This is a genomic window from Epilithonimonas hungarica (assembly GCF_900102265.1).
Classification (GTDB): domain Bacteria; phylum Bacteroidota; class Bacteroidia; order Flavobacteriales; family Weeksellaceae; genus Epilithonimonas; species Epilithonimonas hungarica.
On sequence record NZ_FNBH01000002.1, the window covers coordinates 765,522 to 781,914 of the forward strand.

At 35.6% G+C, this 16,393-nt stretch carries 18 protein-coding genes; 7 read left to right on the forward strand and 11 right to left on the reverse strand.

Going from position 1 to position 16,393, the window contains the following annotated elements:
- Positions 1-11 precede the first annotated feature (11 nt).
- The 3 genes from BLT30_RS10750 (at position 12) to BLT30_RS10760 (ending at position 2,513) form a co-directional block, all read left to right on the forward strand.
- Positions 12-1,547 carry an SGNH/GDSL hydrolase family protein gene (locus BLT30_RS10750; protein ID WP_089873528.1) on the forward strand — a complete coding sequence of 512 codons (1,536 nt, stop codon included), beginning with the start codon at positions 12-14 and terminating at the stop codon, positions 1,545-1,547.
- A gap of 109 nt (positions 1,548-1,656) precedes the next feature.
- Positions 1,657-2,082 carry an RrF2 family transcriptional regulator gene (locus BLT30_RS10755; RefSeq protein WP_089873529.1) on the forward strand — a complete coding sequence of 142 codons (426 nt, stop codon included), beginning with the start codon at positions 1,657-1,659 and terminating at the stop codon, positions 2,080-2,082.
- Positions 2,082-2,513, forward strand: coding sequence for a nucleoside deaminase (locus BLT30_RS10760; protein ID WP_089873530.1), 432 nt, complete (start codon positions 2,082-2,084; stop codon positions 2,511-2,513). The genes BLT30_RS10755 and BLT30_RS10760 overlap by 1 nt, the downstream gene beginning before the upstream one ends.
- A 1-nt stretch (position 2,514) precedes the next feature.
- On the opposite strand, the gene BLT30_RS10765 is transcribed toward BLT30_RS10760, so the two are convergent.
- Positions 2,515-3,273 carry a type III pantothenate kinase gene (locus BLT30_RS10765; RefSeq protein ID WP_089873531.1) on the reverse strand — a complete coding sequence of 253 codons (759 nt, stop codon included), beginning with the start codon at positions 3,271-3,273 and terminating at the stop codon, positions 2,515-2,517.
- A gap of 73 nt (positions 3,274-3,346) precedes the next feature.
- Complete coding sequence (locus BLT30_RS10770) at positions 3,347-5,206, reverse strand: M1 family metallopeptidase (RefSeq protein ID WP_089873532.1); 1,860 nt, start codon at positions 5,204-5,206, stop codon at positions 3,347-3,349.
- A 139-nt stretch (positions 5,207-5,345) separates the two neighbouring features.
- On the opposite strand from BLT30_RS10770, the gene BLT30_RS10775 reads away from it, so the two are divergent.
- The 3 genes from BLT30_RS10775 (at position 5,346) to BLT30_RS10785 (ending at position 7,434) form a co-directional block, all read left to right on the forward strand.
- Positions 5,346-5,600, forward strand: a complete 255-nt coding sequence (locus BLT30_RS10775) for a DUF6364 family protein (protein WP_089873533.1) — start codon at positions 5,346-5,348, stop codon at positions 5,598-5,600.
- Positions 5,601-6,017 carry a type II toxin-antitoxin system VapC family toxin gene (locus BLT30_RS10780; protein ID WP_089873534.1) on the forward strand — a complete coding sequence of 139 codons (417 nt, stop codon included), beginning with the start codon at positions 5,601-5,603 and terminating at the stop codon, positions 6,015-6,017.
- 289 nt (positions 6,018-6,306) lie between these two features.
- Complete coding sequence (locus BLT30_RS10785; RefSeq protein ID WP_089873535.1) at positions 6,307-7,434, forward strand: endo-1,4-beta-xylanase; 1,128 nt, start codon at positions 6,307-6,309, stop codon at positions 7,432-7,434.
- Between the two features lie 85 nt (positions 7,435-7,519).
- Here BLT30_RS10785 and BLT30_RS10790 read toward each other — a convergent pair whose 3' ends face one another.
- The 7 genes from BLT30_RS10790 to BLT30_RS10820 form a co-directional block, all read right to left on the reverse strand.
- Positions 7,520-9,235 (reverse strand): M14 family zinc carboxypeptidase, encoded by a 1,716-nt coding sequence (locus BLT30_RS10790; RefSeq protein ID WP_089873536.1) that lies wholly within the window; start codon positions 9,233-9,235, stop codon positions 7,520-7,522.
- 22 nt (positions 9,236-9,257) lie between these two features.
- A complete protein-coding gene (locus tag BLT30_RS10795) occupies positions 9,258-9,803 on the reverse strand; it encodes an RNA 2'-phosphotransferase (protein ID WP_089873537.1) in 546 nt (181 codons plus the stop codon).
- Between the two features lie 4 nt (positions 9,804-9,807).
- Positions 9,808-10,410, reverse strand: a complete 603-nt coding sequence (locus BLT30_RS10800; RefSeq protein ID WP_089873538.1) for an SMI1/KNR4 family protein — start codon at positions 10,408-10,410, stop codon at positions 9,808-9,810.
- Positions 10,410-10,922 carry an O-acetyl-ADP-ribose deacetylase gene (locus tag BLT30_RS10805; protein WP_089873539.1) on the reverse strand — a complete coding sequence of 171 codons (513 nt, stop codon included), beginning with the start codon at positions 10,920-10,922 and terminating at the stop codon, positions 10,410-10,412. Before BLT30_RS10805 ends, BLT30_RS10800 begins: the two co-directional genes overlap by 1 nt.
- The gene (locus tag BLT30_RS10810; RefSeq protein ID WP_089873540.1) at positions 10,906-11,553 is read right to left on the reverse strand and encodes a DUF4291 domain-containing protein; all 648 of its coding nucleotides are present in this window, start codon (positions 11,551-11,553) and stop codon (positions 10,906-10,908) included. Before BLT30_RS10810 ends, BLT30_RS10805 begins: the two co-directional genes overlap by 17 nt.
- Before the next feature lie 104 nt (positions 11,554-11,657).
- Entirely contained in the window at positions 11,658-12,116 is a 459-nt protein-coding gene (locus BLT30_RS10815) for a riboflavin biosynthesis intermediates N-glycosidase (protein ID WP_245707164.1), read from the reverse strand.
- A gap of 109 nt (positions 12,117-12,225) precedes the next feature.
- Positions 12,226-12,903, reverse strand: coding sequence for an NUDIX hydrolase (locus BLT30_RS10820; protein ID WP_089873541.1), 678 nt, complete (start codon positions 12,901-12,903; stop codon positions 12,226-12,228).
- Between the two features lie 106 nt (positions 12,904-13,009).
- Between BLT30_RS10820 and BLT30_RS10825 the strand changes: the two genes are divergently transcribed.
- Entirely contained in the window at positions 13,010-13,498 is a 489-nt protein-coding gene (locus BLT30_RS10825) for a YdeI/OmpD-associated family protein (RefSeq protein ID WP_089873542.1), read from the forward strand.
- Between the two features lie 28 nt (positions 13,499-13,526).
- On the opposite strand, the gene lepA is transcribed toward BLT30_RS10825, so the two are convergent.
- Positions 13,527-15,323, reverse strand: coding sequence for a translation elongation factor 4 (gene lepA, locus BLT30_RS10830; protein WP_089873543.1), 1,797 nt, complete (start codon positions 15,321-15,323; stop codon positions 13,527-13,529).
- Between the two features lie 72 nt (positions 15,324-15,395).
- Complete coding sequence (locus BLT30_RS10835) at positions 15,396-16,388, reverse strand: hypothetical protein (RefSeq protein ID WP_089873544.1); 993 nt, start codon at positions 16,386-16,388, stop codon at positions 15,396-15,398.
- Between the last annotated feature and the right edge of the window lie 5 nt (positions 16,389-16,393).

Sequence of the window (16,393 nt, forward strand, 5' to 3'; positions counted from 1 at the left end):
TTGAATCTATTATGAAAAAATTATATATATCGACATTAGCTGCAACACTTTTATTGACAGCAAGTTGTGAAACAGATTTTGATAACAGCACAGAAGATGTGGTTGTAACTTCGGGAGAAGCGAACTTTTCAAAATATGTTTCATTAGGAAACTCTTTGACAGCAGGATATAGAGATGGAGCACTATATTTGGACGGCCAAAAAGAATCTTACCCTGTGATGATTTCTGAGCAAATGAAACGTGCGGGAGGTGGCGAGTTCAAAGTTCCTTTTGTAGATGATAATAATGGCGGATTACTATTTGCTGGGAATAAAATCGCAAACACTAAGCTGTATATAAAATCTTTTACAAATGGTTCTCCAGATCTTGACTCTGCAAATTCTGGAACTCCAGCTATTGAAGTTACTAAAGTATTAACAGGAGGTTTTAATAATATGGGAGTTCCGGGAGCAAAAGTTGCTCATCTGTTAGCTCCTGGATTTGGTAATCCAACAGGAGTTCCTAATAAAACAGCGAACCCATATTTTGTAAGATTCGCATCCAGTCCTACAACATCCGTAATTGCTGACTTTATTAGTCAAAAGCCGACATTTTTCACTTTATGGATTGGTAACAATGATGCTTTATTATACGCATTAGCTGGAGCTGATGATTCTGTTGAAACATTGACACCTGCAGAACAATTTGGAACATACTATAATTTATTGGTTAATCAAATCAAAACTACAGGAGCAAAAGGTGTTATTGCCAACATACCTAGCGTTACCTCAATACCATCGTTAACGACAATTCCATACAATCCTCTTACGTCTTCTGTACTAGGACAAGGTAACGTTGCTGCAGGGGAAGCAATAATAGATAATTTAAATACAAATCTATACGGTCCGCTTAGTCAAATTTTAACCGCAATAGGCGCAGGTGACAGAATCAAACCACTAAGCAAGACAAGTACCAACCCTCTTTTGATGAAAGATGAAAGTTTAACCAATCTTGGAACTCAGATAGCTGCTGCTGCTGCTGCTTCTGGAAATCCAACTTTGATGGCATTATCAGGATATCTTGGTGCAACTTATGGTCAAGCCAGACAAACCAATTCAACAGATTTGATACCGTTAACAACAAGAGGAAAAATTGGCAGTGCACAAACACTTCCTCCTGGCGTACCCGCTAGTCTTGGAGCAAGAGGCATAGCTTACCCATTTGCCGACAAATATGTACTTACGTCCAAAGAAGCTACAGACATTAATACTGCAATAGCAGCTTACAATGTTATCATTAAAAAAGCTGCTGATGACAATGGATTTGCTTTTGTAGATGCTAATGCAAAAATGGTAGAGCTAAATTCTGCTTCAGGAATCCAATGGGATGGCGTAAGATACAACGCAAAATTTGTTACTGGAGGAGCATTCTCTTTAGATGGTGTTCATTTGACAGGTCGTGGTTATGCCATTATTGCCAATGAATTCTTAAAAGCAATCAATACTAAATACAAATCCAATCTTCCAATGATCAGTCCGAATTCTTATTCAGGAGTTAAGTTTCCTTAATAAGAAGGAATCGATTATAATTTAAACCGTCTTGCTATTAAAACAAGGCGGTTTTTTATTGATTAAAAATATTATTTTCGAAATATAAAATTTTGATTATTTTTACAAAATGCTTTCAAAAAGAGTCAAATACGCGATCAAAACCTTGCTGTTTCTTAACCGCAAAGACAATGCTTCTTTATTTTCTGCGAAAAAAATTTCGGAGAGCGAACGCATTCCTCTAAAGTTCTTGGAACAAATCCTAAGAGAACTTAAGCAGAACAAAATCCTTAAAAGCGAAAGAGGTGCTGAAGGCGGATATACTTTCATGAAAAATCCTGCCGACATCAAAGTTTTGGATGTCATCAGAATTGTTGATGGCCCTGTAGCGATGCTACCTTGTGCTTCCCTTAATTTCTATGAAAAATGTGCTGACTGCACAGATGAAGCAACTTGCAGTATTAGGAAATTATTGATCAGCGTCCGTGACAATATGCTGCCTCTTTTGGACACTAGTATCGCTGACATGACAAAATCCGAGCAATCGCCAATCTAATGTTCACCGACGAATATTTTATGAAAATGGCTTTGCAAGAAGCAGAAAAAGCGCTTGAAAAAGACGAAGTCCCCATCGGATGCATCATTGTTTCCAATGACCGGATCATTGCAAAGTCTCACAATCTTACCGAAACTCTAAATGATGTTACAGCCCATGCAGAAATGCAGGCTATAACTTCGGCTGCTAATTTCCTTGGTGGGAAATACCTTCAAAATTGCACTTTGTATGTGACATTAGAACCCTGCGTAATGTGTTCCGGAGCTCTTAACTGGTCACAGATCTCGAAAGTCGTGATAGGTGCAAGAGATGAGCAGCGAGGTTTCATCAATAAAGGCTTATCGCTTCATCCGAAAACAGAAATTATTTCTGGAATTCTAGAGAATGAATGTTCCTTGATCATAAAAGAGTTTTTCCGAAATAAAAGATAGTTTATAAATCTTTCCCCAGAAAATACAAACCTTTCAAAGTATGTAATCTGTCGCCAATATTGATCTTATCCGTCAAAGGTTTATAAACGTGGCTCACACCACCAGTTGCAATGACGAAGCAATTGTCTTTTACCTCATCATTAATTCTGTCAATAAAACCTTCTACCATTCCAAGAAAACCGTAAACCATTCCACTTTGCATACAACTTATCGTATCCAATCCCAGAACAGATTTTGGTTTTACCAATTCGATTTCCGGTAATTGTGCAGTTCCCTGAATCAAACTATTGAGCGAGGTTACAATTCCCGGAGCGATGATCACACCCAAAGTTTCGCCATTTTCGTCCAGACAACTTGCTGTAAGCGCTGTTCCGAAATCGAGAATGATTTTCTTCTGACTTGGATAGAGATTATGCGCCGCAACCAAATTCGCATAGATATCGGTTCCCATTTGTTTGGATTTCGGGATAACGCCAGATGGTGTATTCCTGTCCACTATCACTGGGATCTTGTTATGAATTTTCTTAATTGCGCTTGCAACAACTTTTGTCAATTGGGGAACAACGGAACCAATAATTACTTTATCGATTTTATCAACCTCGATTTTATAGGTCTGATAAAGCATCAGGATCTGGACAAAAAGCTCATCCGTCGTTTTGTACGGTTTGGTATTGATTACCCAGGAGATGTCGCAATTGTCATCATCAAACAGCCCGAAACGGATATTGGTGTTGCCTATGTTGATTACGATAGAATTCATAAATTTTGTATTAAATAAAAAGTAAAGTGTACAAAGTATAAAAAAGTCTTATACATTTTACTTTTTACAATTTTTATTTAACTTCCAGATAATTGTCCTCAGGATTCACATCTGCCAATCGCTGACTGAAATCAATTCCCATTGCAGACAATTGTGCTTTAGTGTACGGAATAGTAAAACTGTACTCCTGCTGAGTCCAAGCCCAATAAGGCAATGTCTGAATGTTCCCGTAAATATCTTTTGTTTTCCAAACTCTGGTCAGGTTCAAAGGAATATTATAATTGATGACCTTTTTATCTTTCGTCAAAACACTGAAATCGATCGGCATCGGAACGCCACCTTTATTCACCAAAGTGATCGTGGTAGATTCCGGGTCATATTTCACATTCTTGATTCCGTAATCGATAGTCTTTGTCGTATTGATCCAATAATGCTGGAACCATTTCAAATCCATCCCGGAAACCAACTGTGCAATGTGGATAAAATCCCTTTCCGTAGGATGTTTCATCGCCCATTCGTCGTAATATTTCAGCATAATTTTGCTAAGATTTTCTTCTCCAACAATATAGCCTAACTCAACTAAAAACGTTTCACCTTTGATATAACTCGCATAAGTATAAGCCGTGCCATTATCGTGGTGGTCGCCCAACCAAACCGCAGGTTCTTCTTTTCCTGATTTGGCGAAATTAGCATAAGCTTTCAATGCACCCACAAATGGATTTGGCTGAGATTCTTTTGGCGGGAATAATCTGTAAGACACAAAATCTTCTGCATACTGTGTGAATCCTTCATCCATCCAAGGTCTTACACTTTCGTTGGTTGCGAGCATCTGTTGAAACCAGGAGTGTGCACCTTCGTGAAACATCAGTCCGCTGAGACCTTCCAAACTTGTTGCTTCGCCCAAGATCATAGTACACATTCCATATTCCATTCCGCCATCGCCCCCTTGGATGAATGAGTAACTTGGCCATTTGTAACGTCCGAAAGTCGCATTCATCAGCTGGTAATATTTTGTGATGTATGGTTTCATTTCAGACCAATATTTTGTCTTTTCAGATTTTTGGTAAACCAAGTAAACTTTTGGCCCATCCAAAATCGGAAAACTCTCCACCGAGTAATCTCTGTCAGCCGCCCAAGCAAAATCAAGAATGTTTTTTGCAGTCCATTTCCAGGTTACTTTTTTAGAAATATCTTCTTTTATAGTTGCACTGCTGTCATAACCTTTTACTTCAGTTGGATTTTCGAGATTTCCGCCAGCTCCGATGACATAATCTTTATCGATTTTGATATTCACTTCATAATCAGAAAATGGTGCGTGAAATTCTCTTCCGACATAATCAAATGCTGCCCAACCGTCATAATCATATTCAGCGATTTTAGGATACCATTGTGTCATTGTCATATCGACACCTTCGCGGTTGTTTCTTCCTGCTCTTCGGATTTGCATCGGGATATTGGCGTCCCATTCCATTGTGAAAGTGGTGGAAGAATTTGGTTTGATTGCTTCTGCCAAGAAAACTTTCATCACAGTTCCCTGAATCTCGAATTTCAAATCTTTTCCGTTTTGCTTTATCCAACGGATATTCTGTGCACCTTCTTCACTTTTAGGAATTTCTGACAATCTGGAAACTACTGTATTTCCAACTCTTTTCGCTAATCTTCCGTCCGCATTCACGCCTTGAGACTGTACACGCTGGTCCATCATAGAACCTGCTTTGAAAGCATTCCAATACAAATGAAAATAAGCGACTTTCAACTCATCTGGTGAATTGTTTCTATAATCCAGAGTTTGTTTCCCTTGATAAGTGAAATTGTCAGCATCTACATCAATATCCATTTTATATTTGGCATATTGTTGATAATAAGAACTTTGCTGAGCCGATAAGATTAAAGAAAAAAGAATTGAGAATAAAGAGAATTTCAGTTTTTTCATAGACTTATGATTAAACCTAAAAGGTTGTTATAATAATTTTACCAAAAATACTAAGTTTTTGGTTAATGGCAAGTTTCGTATAAAATCAAAATTCATATTTACGTATTAATTTTTTATATTTGTACGTAAAATTATTTTTATGGATTCTAAACTCACCTTAAAATTAAATGAAAATGTTATCGAAAGAGCTAAAATTTATGCTTCCAGCAAGAAAGTCAGCTTATCGAGACTGATTGAAAATTACCTTGATTCTATCACACGCGAACAAAGTAATGATTTTGAGATTTCACCTTTTGTGAGAAGCATTTCCAGTGGAAAAAGTGTGCCTGCAGATTTGGATTGGAAAACCTTGAGAGATAAATATGCGGACAATTTGGATAAAAAATATAAGTAGATGAAGAAAATATTTTTGGATACCAATATCATCATAGATTTTCTTGGAGAAAGAGAAGGTTTTTATGTAGCGTCGGCAAAAATTCTGACTTTAGCCGATAAAAAGAAAATCCAAGTTTACACTTCTCCAAGTTCTATTTCCAACGTTTTCTATGTCTTAGCGAAATATGAAAATTCCAAAATTGCATTAGAGAAAATAAGAAAATTCAAGCTTTTGTGTTCGATGTCTGTAATAGATGACGAAGTGGTGGAAAAAGCCATTCATTCTGACTTCAAAGATTTTGAAGATGCGATGCAATATTTTAGCGCTTTGGCTTCCAATTGCGATGTCATCATCACACGAAACGAAAAGGATTTTAAAAATGCTCTGATTCCTGTGATGAATGCTGAAGAGTTTTTACAAACATTGATAAAATAAATTTGTTTTAATTAAAAATCTTTAAGTTACTCGTCACAAAAAACATAAACACTTACCATAAATTTCCACAATTAAAATTAATTCAAGCTCAACTTTAACATTCATTAAACTCGAGAAATTGTTGGTTCGTAATAATGAATTTCGGATTTTCAATAACATTCAATTAATTTATCTAAAACTTCTGTAAATTGTCTCTAGCAAAGCAATAAGCCATTCAAAGCATTGAAATAAATGTCAATTTTACGTTTATTTTATTTTTCTATATTTAGATAAATCAATCTTTGAGTTTATGAGACAGTGCCTTATCATATTTAGTGTTTTAATTTCTTCCGTTAGTTTTTCTCAGAATGTGAAATTCAAAGATGCTTATTCCAAAGCGTTCAAAATTGGGACTGCTGTGAACCACGATATCGTGAGCGGAAAAGATAAAAAACAGCAGGCTATTGTTCTGGAACATTTCAACACAATAACACCGGAAAACTGTATGAAAGCCGAAGTCGTGAATCCGCTTCCCGGCAAATTCGATTTTTCGCAGGCGGATGCTTTTGTGGAGTTTGGTTTGAAAAATAAGATGTTCATCGTTGGTCATACTTTGGTCTGGAAAAATCAAACACCGGACTGGTTCTTTAAAAATGAAGATGGAACCCAAAAAACCAAAGAGCAAACCAAAGAGCGTCTGCACGACCATATCAAACTGGTTGCAAGCCGATACGCAGGAAAAGTGCAAGCTTGGGATGTTGTGAATGAAGTGATTGATGATGATGGCAGTTACCGCAACGAAGGATGGGTAAAAGGTATTGGCGACGGCGATGAACTGATGAGATTGTCTTTTCAATACGCCGCGAAATATGCGCCCAACACCGAATTATACTACAACGATTTCAACGCGTGGCGACCAGAAAAAGTAAAAGGCATCGTACGAATGGTAAAAATGTTGCAAGCCGCCGGAATCCGAATTGATGGCATCGGAATCCAAGGTCATTGGGGACTGAACTATCCGAAAAATCAATACATCGAAGATGCCATCGATGCTTACGCTGCCTGCGGAATCAAAGTGATGATTACGGAAATCGATGTGGATGTTTTGCCTGTGACAAAGGAAGGACAAATCATTGGTCAGGCTTTCACGCACAAGCAGTTTCAGAATGAGGAATTCAAAACTTATCTTGACCCTTACATCAATGGCTTGCCAAAAGATATCGATGAACAACTAGCCAATCGATATGCAGAATTGTTCCAAATTTTCTACAAAAAAAGAGATAAACTGGACCGTGTTACAACCTGGGGAATGAAGGACGAAATGTCTTGGAAAAACGATTATCCAATTCCCGGACGAACCAATTATCCCTTGCTTTGGGACAGAAATGGAAATCCTAAAAAAGCTTTGCAAAAAGTGATTGACGTTCCTAAGAAATAGATTTTGTGTCTCGCAGATTGGGCAAATTTTGCAAATTCTTTTTTAATTAATCTGTTGAATCTGTAAAATCTGCGAAAAATATATTTTAATTAATCCTAAAAATCGGATAAAGACGATGCGTTTTCTCGTAGTATTCCGAGTGTTTATAAACCCAATCCAACTGTGCGTCGCCGTCTTGAGCAAATTTTGGGTTGATGGATTTTTCCATTTCGAATGCGGTTTTCAAAGCTTTGTTTTCTTTGAGAAGTTTGGCTGCAGTATCTTCGAAAACATAAACCGAATAATATTCTTTCTGACCTAGCATCGCATCAAAGAAATTCCAGTTGAAGTAAGAATCAACCGCTTCCGGCTCCAAAGTTTCGAGAAGAAATTTCACTCCGTCTTGATTAAGTGGAACAATGAAATCGCCCGCTCTGAATTTGGTTTTACCCGATTCCTTGGTCACAAATGTGTCGTAATGCAGATAATGACCTTCGTACGGATTTGGAACGGTTTTGAAATCTTTGATTCTATATTGCTCCACTGTAATCGCAGAATCTTGTTTTATCGGTATCATCTTGATTTGATTAAGTCTCAGTAAATCGATGATTTTCCATTCGGATTGTGGAATGACGTAATATTTCGGAATCGTGATTTCTTTTGCTGGAACATAAGTATTGTAAAACTTGACAGGCTTTGAAAATTTAGAATTTCTGTCGTACCAAAGTCTGGTTTTTCCCGAGATATCGCTTGGTTTGTATTTCGCTTCAAATCCTTTGAAATCAATGTTTTCATATTTTGTAGAATCGAGTTTCCAAGCCAACGCATATCGGTTTCCGACTTTGTATTGTTTCAGATTCTCGGCTCTTTTCTGCTGAATGGTTTTGTAGTTTTCATCGATATAATTCAGATTATCAACCATATAATCGTAAGTCACTTTCACACGGTCTTTGTAAGGTTTCAACATATGCGTTTCCACAACCGTTCCGATGGAATTGAACAAAGTCGTGTAACCTGTTGCATATCTCGGCGAATCCACAAAAGCAGGAAAACCACCATCCGGAACATCGCCGTGAATATTGACATAAGGAACAGAAATAACGCCCTTTTTCTCCATATTTTTCAGAAGTGTTTTCTGCATTTCGTCATTGAAATAATTTCCTAAAATAGTTCCCAGCCGTTCTTTGTTAGTCGAAATATAAGTAAAAGTGTATTGATAATCCGCGCCATTACTAACGTGATTATCAATGAAAACATCGGGTTTCAACCATTGGAAAATCTGCTGGAAACTTCTGGAATTTTTGGAATCTGTTTTGATGAAATCTCGGTTCAAATCGTAATTTCGAGCGTTTCCACGGAAACCATATTCTTCCGGGCCATTTTGATTGGCTCTGGAAAAACGGCCTCGGTTCATCATTCCACTGACATTATAATTTGCGATTGCTGTGAAAATGACGTTTTTTGGCGCTTTGATTTTTCCTGTTGCCAAGTCTCGCATTAACATCATCGTTGCATCGATTCCGTCTGGTTCGCCTGGATGAATGCCGTTGTTAACAAACAAAACTGATTTACCTTTCCTTGCATCTTCGAAACTTTGTTTTGTTGGGTTGAAAATTACGACATCGATTGGTGCGCCGTTGTCATCTTCACCTTTAGTTTCATAACTAATTGATGGATATTGTTTCGCCAATTCCTGATAGAATTTTCGCATCTCATCAAAAGTTGTGGTTTGGTTGCCGTTGCCTTTTTCAAAAGGGGTTTGGAAGGATTGAGAAAATGTGAAAGTTGAGATTAGGAGGAAGAGAACTGGGAGGTTTTTCATTTTATTGAATCAAAGAACAAATCTACAATTTTGAAATATATTTCGAATCCACAAAATCTGTCAGCCAGACATTGTTTTCAGAAAGATAAAACAGAATTCCGTCTTCGAACATTTTTTCAGTTCTGATGGTCAAGATAATCGGTTTTCCGTGACGCATTCCAACTTTGGTGGCTGTTTCCTTATCTAAACTCAAATGAACGTGCTGTCTATTCCTTTTTTCAATTCCTTTTTCTAAAATAGATTCCACATTGCTATGAGCAGTTCCGTGATAAAGAAATTCCGGCGGTTGCTGTGGTTTTAATGCCAAGTCAATATCAATCGAATGTCCTTGGTTTGCTCTGATTTTGGTTTTATCCTCATTGAAAATAAAACGTTTTTTATCATTGGTTTCTACAACCTCATTGAGTTCTTCCAAAGTAAAATCTATTTTATGTTTCGAGCATTTTTCTCTTAATTCATCAACATTTGCCCAGCCATTTTCATCTAATATTAAATCAATAGTTTCTGGTTGATGTCGAAGAACTAAGCTTAGAAATTTGCTTATTTTTTTCTTTTCTGGTTCTGCCATTGTTTTAATTTTTTCTTTTGCTTAAAATTTTTTCTTTTAAAATTTGGAATACTGATACTATTATCAAAATAATTGAAATTGGCACTGAAATTATATAAAATGGAATATTTTTAAAATGTTGTTTTATGCTTATTCCATATTTTTCATCTGTTCTGTTATTTATGAACATAGAAAAGTTTTTTTCTTTTACTTTTGTTATTCTTTTTTCGAAAGCTTTCCATCCGTCATTGATACAAACTTCTTCAAAAATATAAAGTGTTGGATTCCGTTTATTTTCGGAAAGATTAAAAAAGTAATAGGTCTCAAAATTCGAACTAAAATATTCTTCATACACCTCATACTTTTTTATACATAGAATATTTTCATTCTGTAATACTTTAAGTTTATCAAGTTCTAATCTTAATTCCTTTTGAATTTTTATTAACTGATTAGTATCTGTTTCAATCCGAAAAACATTTGAATTTTGTCCTGCATTTTGAAGATAAAAAATATACATTGGGGGGAATTTCAGATTCAATTTTTCTTGAAGAAAATCGATTTCCGTATCTGTCAATCCTTTATTTGGATTTTCAGAATCATTAACAAACCTGAAATTATATTTTTCCATTATTGCAAAAGTTTTTTATAAATCTCTTCATTTTCGTCATCAAAACAGATGAAAATAACTTTTTCAATTACATCTGACTGAAAATTTCTTACAGTTTCAACAGCTATTTTTCCAGCCAATTCTTTCGGAAATCTATAAACTCCCGTGCTGATATTAGGAAAAGTAATTGTTTTTACTCCAAGACTTTCTGCCAGTTTCAAAGAATTATTATAACAATTGGCTAGGAGTTTAGAGCTTTTTTCTTCGTTATTATTCCAAATCGGACCAACGGTGTGAATCACATATTTTGCAGGAAGATTTCCAGCAGAAGTAAAAACAGCTTCTCCAGTTTTGCATTTCCCTTGTCGGTTTCTGATTTCCATACACTCTTCCAGAATTTGTTTTCCTCCTGTACGATGAATTGCTCCATCAACTCCGCCTCCGCCAAGTAAAGATAAATTAGCGGCGTTTACGATTGCATCTGCATTAATTTTTGTGATGTCGCCTTTTATGATTTCAATTGTAGGTTTCATTGAGTCTTAATTTTTTGTTTAAATTTTCATTGTCAAACAACAATGGCTTTTCTTCAGGAATTATCAGATTATCTAAATCATCATTCAAAACAAATTGATGTTGTTCTTTTACAAAATCCGAAATATCTTCAATCAGAATAATATCATCTTTCGCAAAAGATTTAATAACATCATTTCTCAATCCGATTTGAATCGCTCTTCTTTCCAATTTATGTCCAAAAGGGTCGTGGTCTGGGTCCCATTGTAATCTTACAGAAGATTCTTTTATCTGATTTTGCCAGTCTTCTCTGGAAACTCCCTGTTCATCATTAAAGGAGGAATAAACCGCACTTTCTAAATATCTTTTAAACGCTTCCAATTTTAAATGGATTGCTAAGACACATTCCTGACCTTCCTTTGTTCCCCAACCGTTTCTATACATCATCCAAAGGAAGTTAGGTTTTATCCAAGTCATTCTTTCAAAGCTGAATGCTCCTCCAAAATATTGGTTTTTAACAGCAAACTCTCCGATATCTTTTCGATAAGATTGATAAACGATAATTTTTTCATCATCAAATTGAGCCATTATGTGATACCCTATTTGTGGCCAATCTTTTAATTGCTTTTTATATTGTTTTAATTTAAGTTTCATTGCTTTAGTTTATAATTATTTGCTCCCGTAATTCATCCCTAACTTCCATCAGAGCAAATCCCAAAAGATTTTCTCCGTTCCAAAAATTTGGATTATGAATATTCTTAATCAGATTCCAGCATTCCGATTCCCCAAATTGTATCGTATGGACTTGCCTCTACTAAAATTTTATTGTATGTAGATAAAAGGAAAGCTTTTAATTCTTGATTTTGGTAAAACTTCAAAAGGTTTGCTTGCTTTACGATTTCATATTTACGTTCATCCCAAACTTGCGAATCAAAGTTTTTTATCTTTCTACCCAGACTTTTAGCTTCATTCGGAGTTTCTGATTTTAAAATTTTTTCCAAAATGTCATTATCTTTGAACAACTTGGCTTTGCCTGTCATCATATAATGTTCAGCAGTTTTGTAAACCATTCCATCCTCTTTAAACTGACAAGGAAACCATTGACTGAAGCAAGATTTTGTAATTTCATCTTTAACAGTATGTCCCCAAAAGAATAGAAAATCTAAATTTTCATTCCTTTGAAATCTTTCAATTGTATTTTGTAATGTGTATTTCATTATTGCGTTATTTTTACACAAATTTATAAGAATATGAATTACTAACAAAATTTAATTGCGTTAATTTTACACTAATCAAATTAATTGATTGATTATCAATAGTTAAAATTCATTTTATTTCAAAGTAAAAACCTTGTTCTTCCAGCTCTTTATATTTTTCTTGATTGAAAGTAAATAGTTTTCCAGGTCTGCCGCTTCCTTCTTTTTTGAAGTTGTTGGTTTCGTTGAGAAGTCCATAACTCATTATTTTTTTTCTAAAATTTCGGCGGTCGATTTCTTGTCCGATGATGGTTTTGTAGAGATTTTCGAGGTCAGAAAACACAAATTCTTCATTCAAAAGGTTGAAGCCAATCGGTTGATATTGGATTTTGGTGCGAAGTCTTTTTAATGCGATAGCAATAATATTTTGGTGGTCAAAAGCCAATTTTGGAAGGTGATTCACACTAAACCATTGTGCATCATCTGCATCGGAATCAGCAAACAATTCGTGATAAGAAGGATTGACCAAACCCAGATAAGCAATAGAAACCACACGATTTCTCGGGTCGCGACCAACGTTTCCAAAAGTATAAAGTTGTTCTAGAAAATCAGGCTTGATTCCGGCTTCCTCGTGTAATTCTCTTTTTACGGCATCATCCAGATTCTCATCATCCAAAACCAAACCGCCTGGAAGCGCCCAACCGCCCTTGAAAGGTTCTATATTTCTTTTAATTAGAAGAATCTGAAGGTCTTTTTTATCAAAATACCCAAAAATGACGGCATCTACAGCGACTTTTATGTTTTGCATAATAAATTTGCGTTATGAATACACAAAATTATACTTTTAAGTGGTTGAAACAAAAAATCCATAGAAGATTCTGTGGGTTATAAATTTTATTAAATTAGAAGTCTAAATGGATAATAAAAAATTTTCTGCAAAACTTGATATTATTGGAATCAATCCGTTTGTGTTTGTTCCGGAAAATATCTTGGCCAAAATCTTCGAAGTTTCCGGAAAAAACAAAAGTCCAATTTCAGTTAAAGGGAAAGTAAATGATGTGAGATTCACTCAAACCCTTGTGAAATATTCTGGAGAATGGAGATTGTATATCAATTTGAAAATGCTTGAAAACTCACCTAAAAGAATTGGAGAAACTCTTGAGATTGAGTTAGAGTTTGACAGCTCTGAAAGAACAGAACTTATTCATCCTGAACTAAAAAAAGCAATCTACAACAATCCCATTACCTCAAAAAACTTTGAAAATCTGAATCCTTACCACAAAAAAGAATTGATTCGCTACATTAATAATTTAAAAACAGAAAAAAGCGTTGTCAATAATATTGCTAAAATCATTCGCCACCTAAATGGTGAGATTGCTTTTTTCGGAAGAAAAATTAAATAAAAAAAGACCAAAACTGGTCTTTTTATTTTTAATCATTCAACTTCAAGACAGCCATAAATGCCGATTGCGGCACTTCTACGCGACCAATCTGTTTCATCTTTTTCTTACCTTCTTTTTGTTTCTCAAGAAGTTTACGCTTTCTGGAAATATCACCTCCGTAACATTTTGCGGTAACGTCTTTTCTAAGAGCTTTGATGGTTTCCCTTGCGATCACTTTTGCTCCCAAAGCCGCCTGAACAGCAATATCAAACTGTTGTCTCGGAATCAGTTCGCGCAATTTCTCACACATTTTTTTACCGATGTGGTAAGCATTAGAATCGTGGATCAACGAAGATAAAGCATCTACCATATCACCATTTATCAAGATATCCATTTTCACCAATTTCGAAGCACGCATCCCAATCGGAGAATAATCGAATGAAGCATAACCTTTAGAAATCGACTTCAATCGGTCATAAAAATCGAAAACGACCTCTGCCAATGGCATATTGAAGGTCAATTCCACTCTGTCTGCAGTCAAGTAACTTTGGTTAACGATTTCGCCTCTTTTCTCAATACATAGCGTCATAACAGGGCCTACAAAATCAGATTTTGTAATAATGGAAGCTTTGATAAAAGGTTCTTCGACTCTGTCAAGACTCATTGGATCCATCATCTCTGAAGGATTATTGATCAAAATCGGAGTTTCCGGATCTTTTTTGGAAAAACCGTGATATGAAACGTTGGGAACTGTTGTAATCACGTTCATATCAAATTCTCTGTCTAAACGTTCCTGAACGATCTCCATATGTAACATTCCCAAGAATCCGCAACGGAAACCAAAACCAAGAGCCGCAGAACTTTCTGGTTCGAAAACCAGGGAAGCATCATTCAGTCTTAATTTTTCCAATGAAAACCTCAGTTCTTCAAAATCCTCAGATTCAATTGGATAAATTCCTGCAAAAACCATCGGTTTTACTTCTTCAAAACCATCGATTGGTGCTTCCGCAGGATTTACAAATGAAGTAATGGTATCACCCACTTTTACTTCACGGGCATCTTTGATTCCCGAAATAATGTAACCTACATCACCACATTCGATAGTTTTTTTCGGGACTTGTTTTAATTTCAAAGTACCAACCTCGTCTGCACCATATTCTTTCCCTGTAGCAAAGAATTTGATCTTTTCGTTTTTAGAGATACGTCCATTCACAACTTTAAAATAAGCTTCAATTCCTCTGAAAGGATTGTAAACAGAATCAAAGACCAATGCTTGGAGCGGAGCTTCTGGATCCCCTACCGGAGCAGGAACTCTTGCTACGATCTGCTCAAGTAAATCATGAACACCTTCTCCAGTTTTACCCGAAACCCTTAGAACATCTTCGTATTTACAACCAAGAAGCCCCATGATCTCATCGGTAACTTCCTCAGGATTTGCAGAAGGAAGGTCTATTTTATTAAGGATCGGAATAATTTCCAGATCATTTTCTAAAGCCAAATAAAGGTTGGATATAGTTTGTGCCTGAATACTTTGTGCCGCATCTACAATCAGAAGAGCACCTTCACACGCTGCAATAGAACGGGAAACTTCGTAAGAAAAATCCACATGTCCCGGTGTATCAATCAGATTGAGAACAAATTTTTCTCCTTTGTATTCATAATCCATTTGAATTGCATGAGACTTGATCGTGATTCCACGCTCTTTCTCAAGATCCATATCGTCCAATGTCTGAGATTGCAATTCTCTCTGCGTGACAGTATTCGTATATTCTAAAAGACGATCTGCCAATGTGCTCTTACCGTGGTCGATATGTGCAATGATGCAGAAATTCCTGATGTTTTTCATTTAAAATCCTTGTAATTTGCAAAGATAAAAAAAAGAGACTAAAAAGTCTCTTAAAAATATTTTGTGTGAGTTTTACTTACGAAGAATGTAATCTCCTGTAAGAGGATCTATATAAATATTGTATTTTTCTTCTTTCTGTAATTTTTTATTTTTTGCGTTGGCATCAATGGCTCCTGCAACACCTCCTATAAGTCCAAACATACCATAAGTTGAATCTGCTTCAACAGGGAAAAGTGTGACATAATTAGTAAAAACATAGAATCCTTTGTCATCTTTCATAAGCTCCAAAAATCCGCTTAGAGCATGATGATATATTTTTCCATTTTCCGCATAAGCAAACATTTTATAGGCAGGGATTCGTTCATCACCTTTTTTTGCCCTCACCACTTCACCTTTAGAATTTTTTACCAGTTCATAGCCTTCTGAAGGAGTATTATCGAAGAAAGACTTATAATCCGGATAAACACCATCTTTGATTTGAGTATCTTTAAAAGCAGGCAACCCACTAGTAATAATATCAGCATAGTTAGCTAGTTGATCTCCACCAATTTTTAACTCGGATGGCTTAGTTTTAAATGACGTTTTAATAAACTCATGTAATAGATTTGAAAGGGTATAAGACAATCCAAAAGGTGTTTTATTAACATTAGGACTAATATTTACAACTTTATTAATTCTGTCCAAATAGTAATAATTACCCTCTTTTAGTACAAAAGAACTTATTTTGACTTCAGCTTTGGGCAAGGTAGCATTCTGCACATCTTCGCTGAAAACTCGAAAGTCTTCTAAAAAAACTACCATGTCATTAGCGCCGGACGGAGTTTTATTGGAAGAAACAAACCAGTCATCAATACTTTTCTTTGCATCATTATCTGGAAATTCAAAACGATATGTTTCTTTTTTATGAGTAATTGTACCCAACTCTTTATCTTCGCGGTTGTCAATAACAGATAAAGTCCTAAAGGTTTTTGTATTATCTTTTATAGGATCATAAAATTTTATAACTGTTGTTTTTTGAGAAAAAAACATAATAGGAAATAGTGCAAGAAAGTATTTGAATTTCATTTTAA

Bases quoted from the DNA above. Each gene is read 5' to 3' on its own strand.
- BLT30_RS10750 (WP_089873528.1), top strand. From the start codon at position 12: ATGAAAAAATTATATATATCGACATTAGCTGCAACACTTTTATTGACA.
- BLT30_RS10755 (WP_089873529.1), top strand. From the start codon at position 1,657: ATGCTTTCAAAAAGAGTCAAATACGCGATCAAAACCTTGCTGTTTCTT.
- BLT30_RS10760 (WP_089873530.1), top strand. From the start codon at position 2,082: ATGTTCACCGACGAATATTTTATGAAAATGGCTTTGCAAGAAGCAGAA.
- BLT30_RS10765 (WP_089873531.1), bottom strand. From the start codon at position 3,273: ATGAATTCTATCGTAATCAACATAGGCAACACCAATATCCGTTTCGGG.
- BLT30_RS10770 (WP_089873532.1), bottom strand. From the start codon at position 5,206: ATGAAAAAACTGAAATTCTCTTTATTCTCAATTCTTTTTTCTTTAATC.
- BLT30_RS10775 (WP_089873533.1), top strand. From the start codon at position 5,346: ATGGATTCTAAACTCACCTTAAAATTAAATGAAAATGTTATCGAAAGA.
- BLT30_RS10780 (WP_089873534.1), top strand. From the start codon at position 5,601: ATGAAGAAAATATTTTTGGATACCAATATCATCATAGATTTTCTTGGA.
- BLT30_RS10785 (WP_089873535.1), top strand. From the start codon at position 6,307: ATGAGACAGTGCCTTATCATATTTAGTGTTTTAATTTCTTCCGTTAGT.
- BLT30_RS10790 (WP_089873536.1), bottom strand. From the start codon at position 9,235: ATGAAAAACCTCCCAGTTCTCTTCCTCCTAATCTCAACTTTCACATTT.
- BLT30_RS10795 (WP_089873537.1), bottom strand. From the start codon at position 9,803: ATGGCAGAACCAGAAAAGAAAAAAATAAGCAAATTTCTAAGCTTAGTT.
- BLT30_RS10800 (WP_089873538.1), bottom strand. From the start codon at position 10,410: ATGGAAAAATATAATTTCAGGTTTGTTAATGATTCTGAAAATCCAAAT.
- BLT30_RS10805 (WP_089873539.1), bottom strand. From the start codon at position 10,922: ATGAAACCTACAATTGAAATCATAAAAGGCGACATCACAAAAATTAAT.
- BLT30_RS10810 (WP_089873540.1), bottom strand. From the start codon at position 11,553: ATGAAACTTAAATTAAAACAATATAAAAAGCAATTAAAAGATTGGCCA.
- BLT30_RS10815 (WP_245707164.1), bottom strand. From the start codon at position 12,116: ATGAAATACACATTACAAAATACAATTGAAAGATTTCAAAGGAATGAA.
- BLT30_RS10820 (WP_089873541.1), bottom strand. From the start codon at position 12,903: ATGCAAAACATAAAAGTCGCTGTAGATGCCGTCATTTTTGGGTATTTT.
- BLT30_RS10825 (WP_089873542.1), top strand. From the start codon at position 13,010: ATGGATAATAAAAAATTTTCTGCAAAACTTGATATTATTGGAATCAAT.
- lepA (WP_089873543.1), bottom strand. From the start codon at position 15,323: ATGAAAAACATCAGGAATTTCTGCATCATTGCACATATCGACCACGGT.
- BLT30_RS10835 (WP_089873544.1), bottom strand. From the start codon at position 16,388: ATGAAATTCAAATACTTTCTTGCACTATTTCCTATTATGTTTTTTTCT.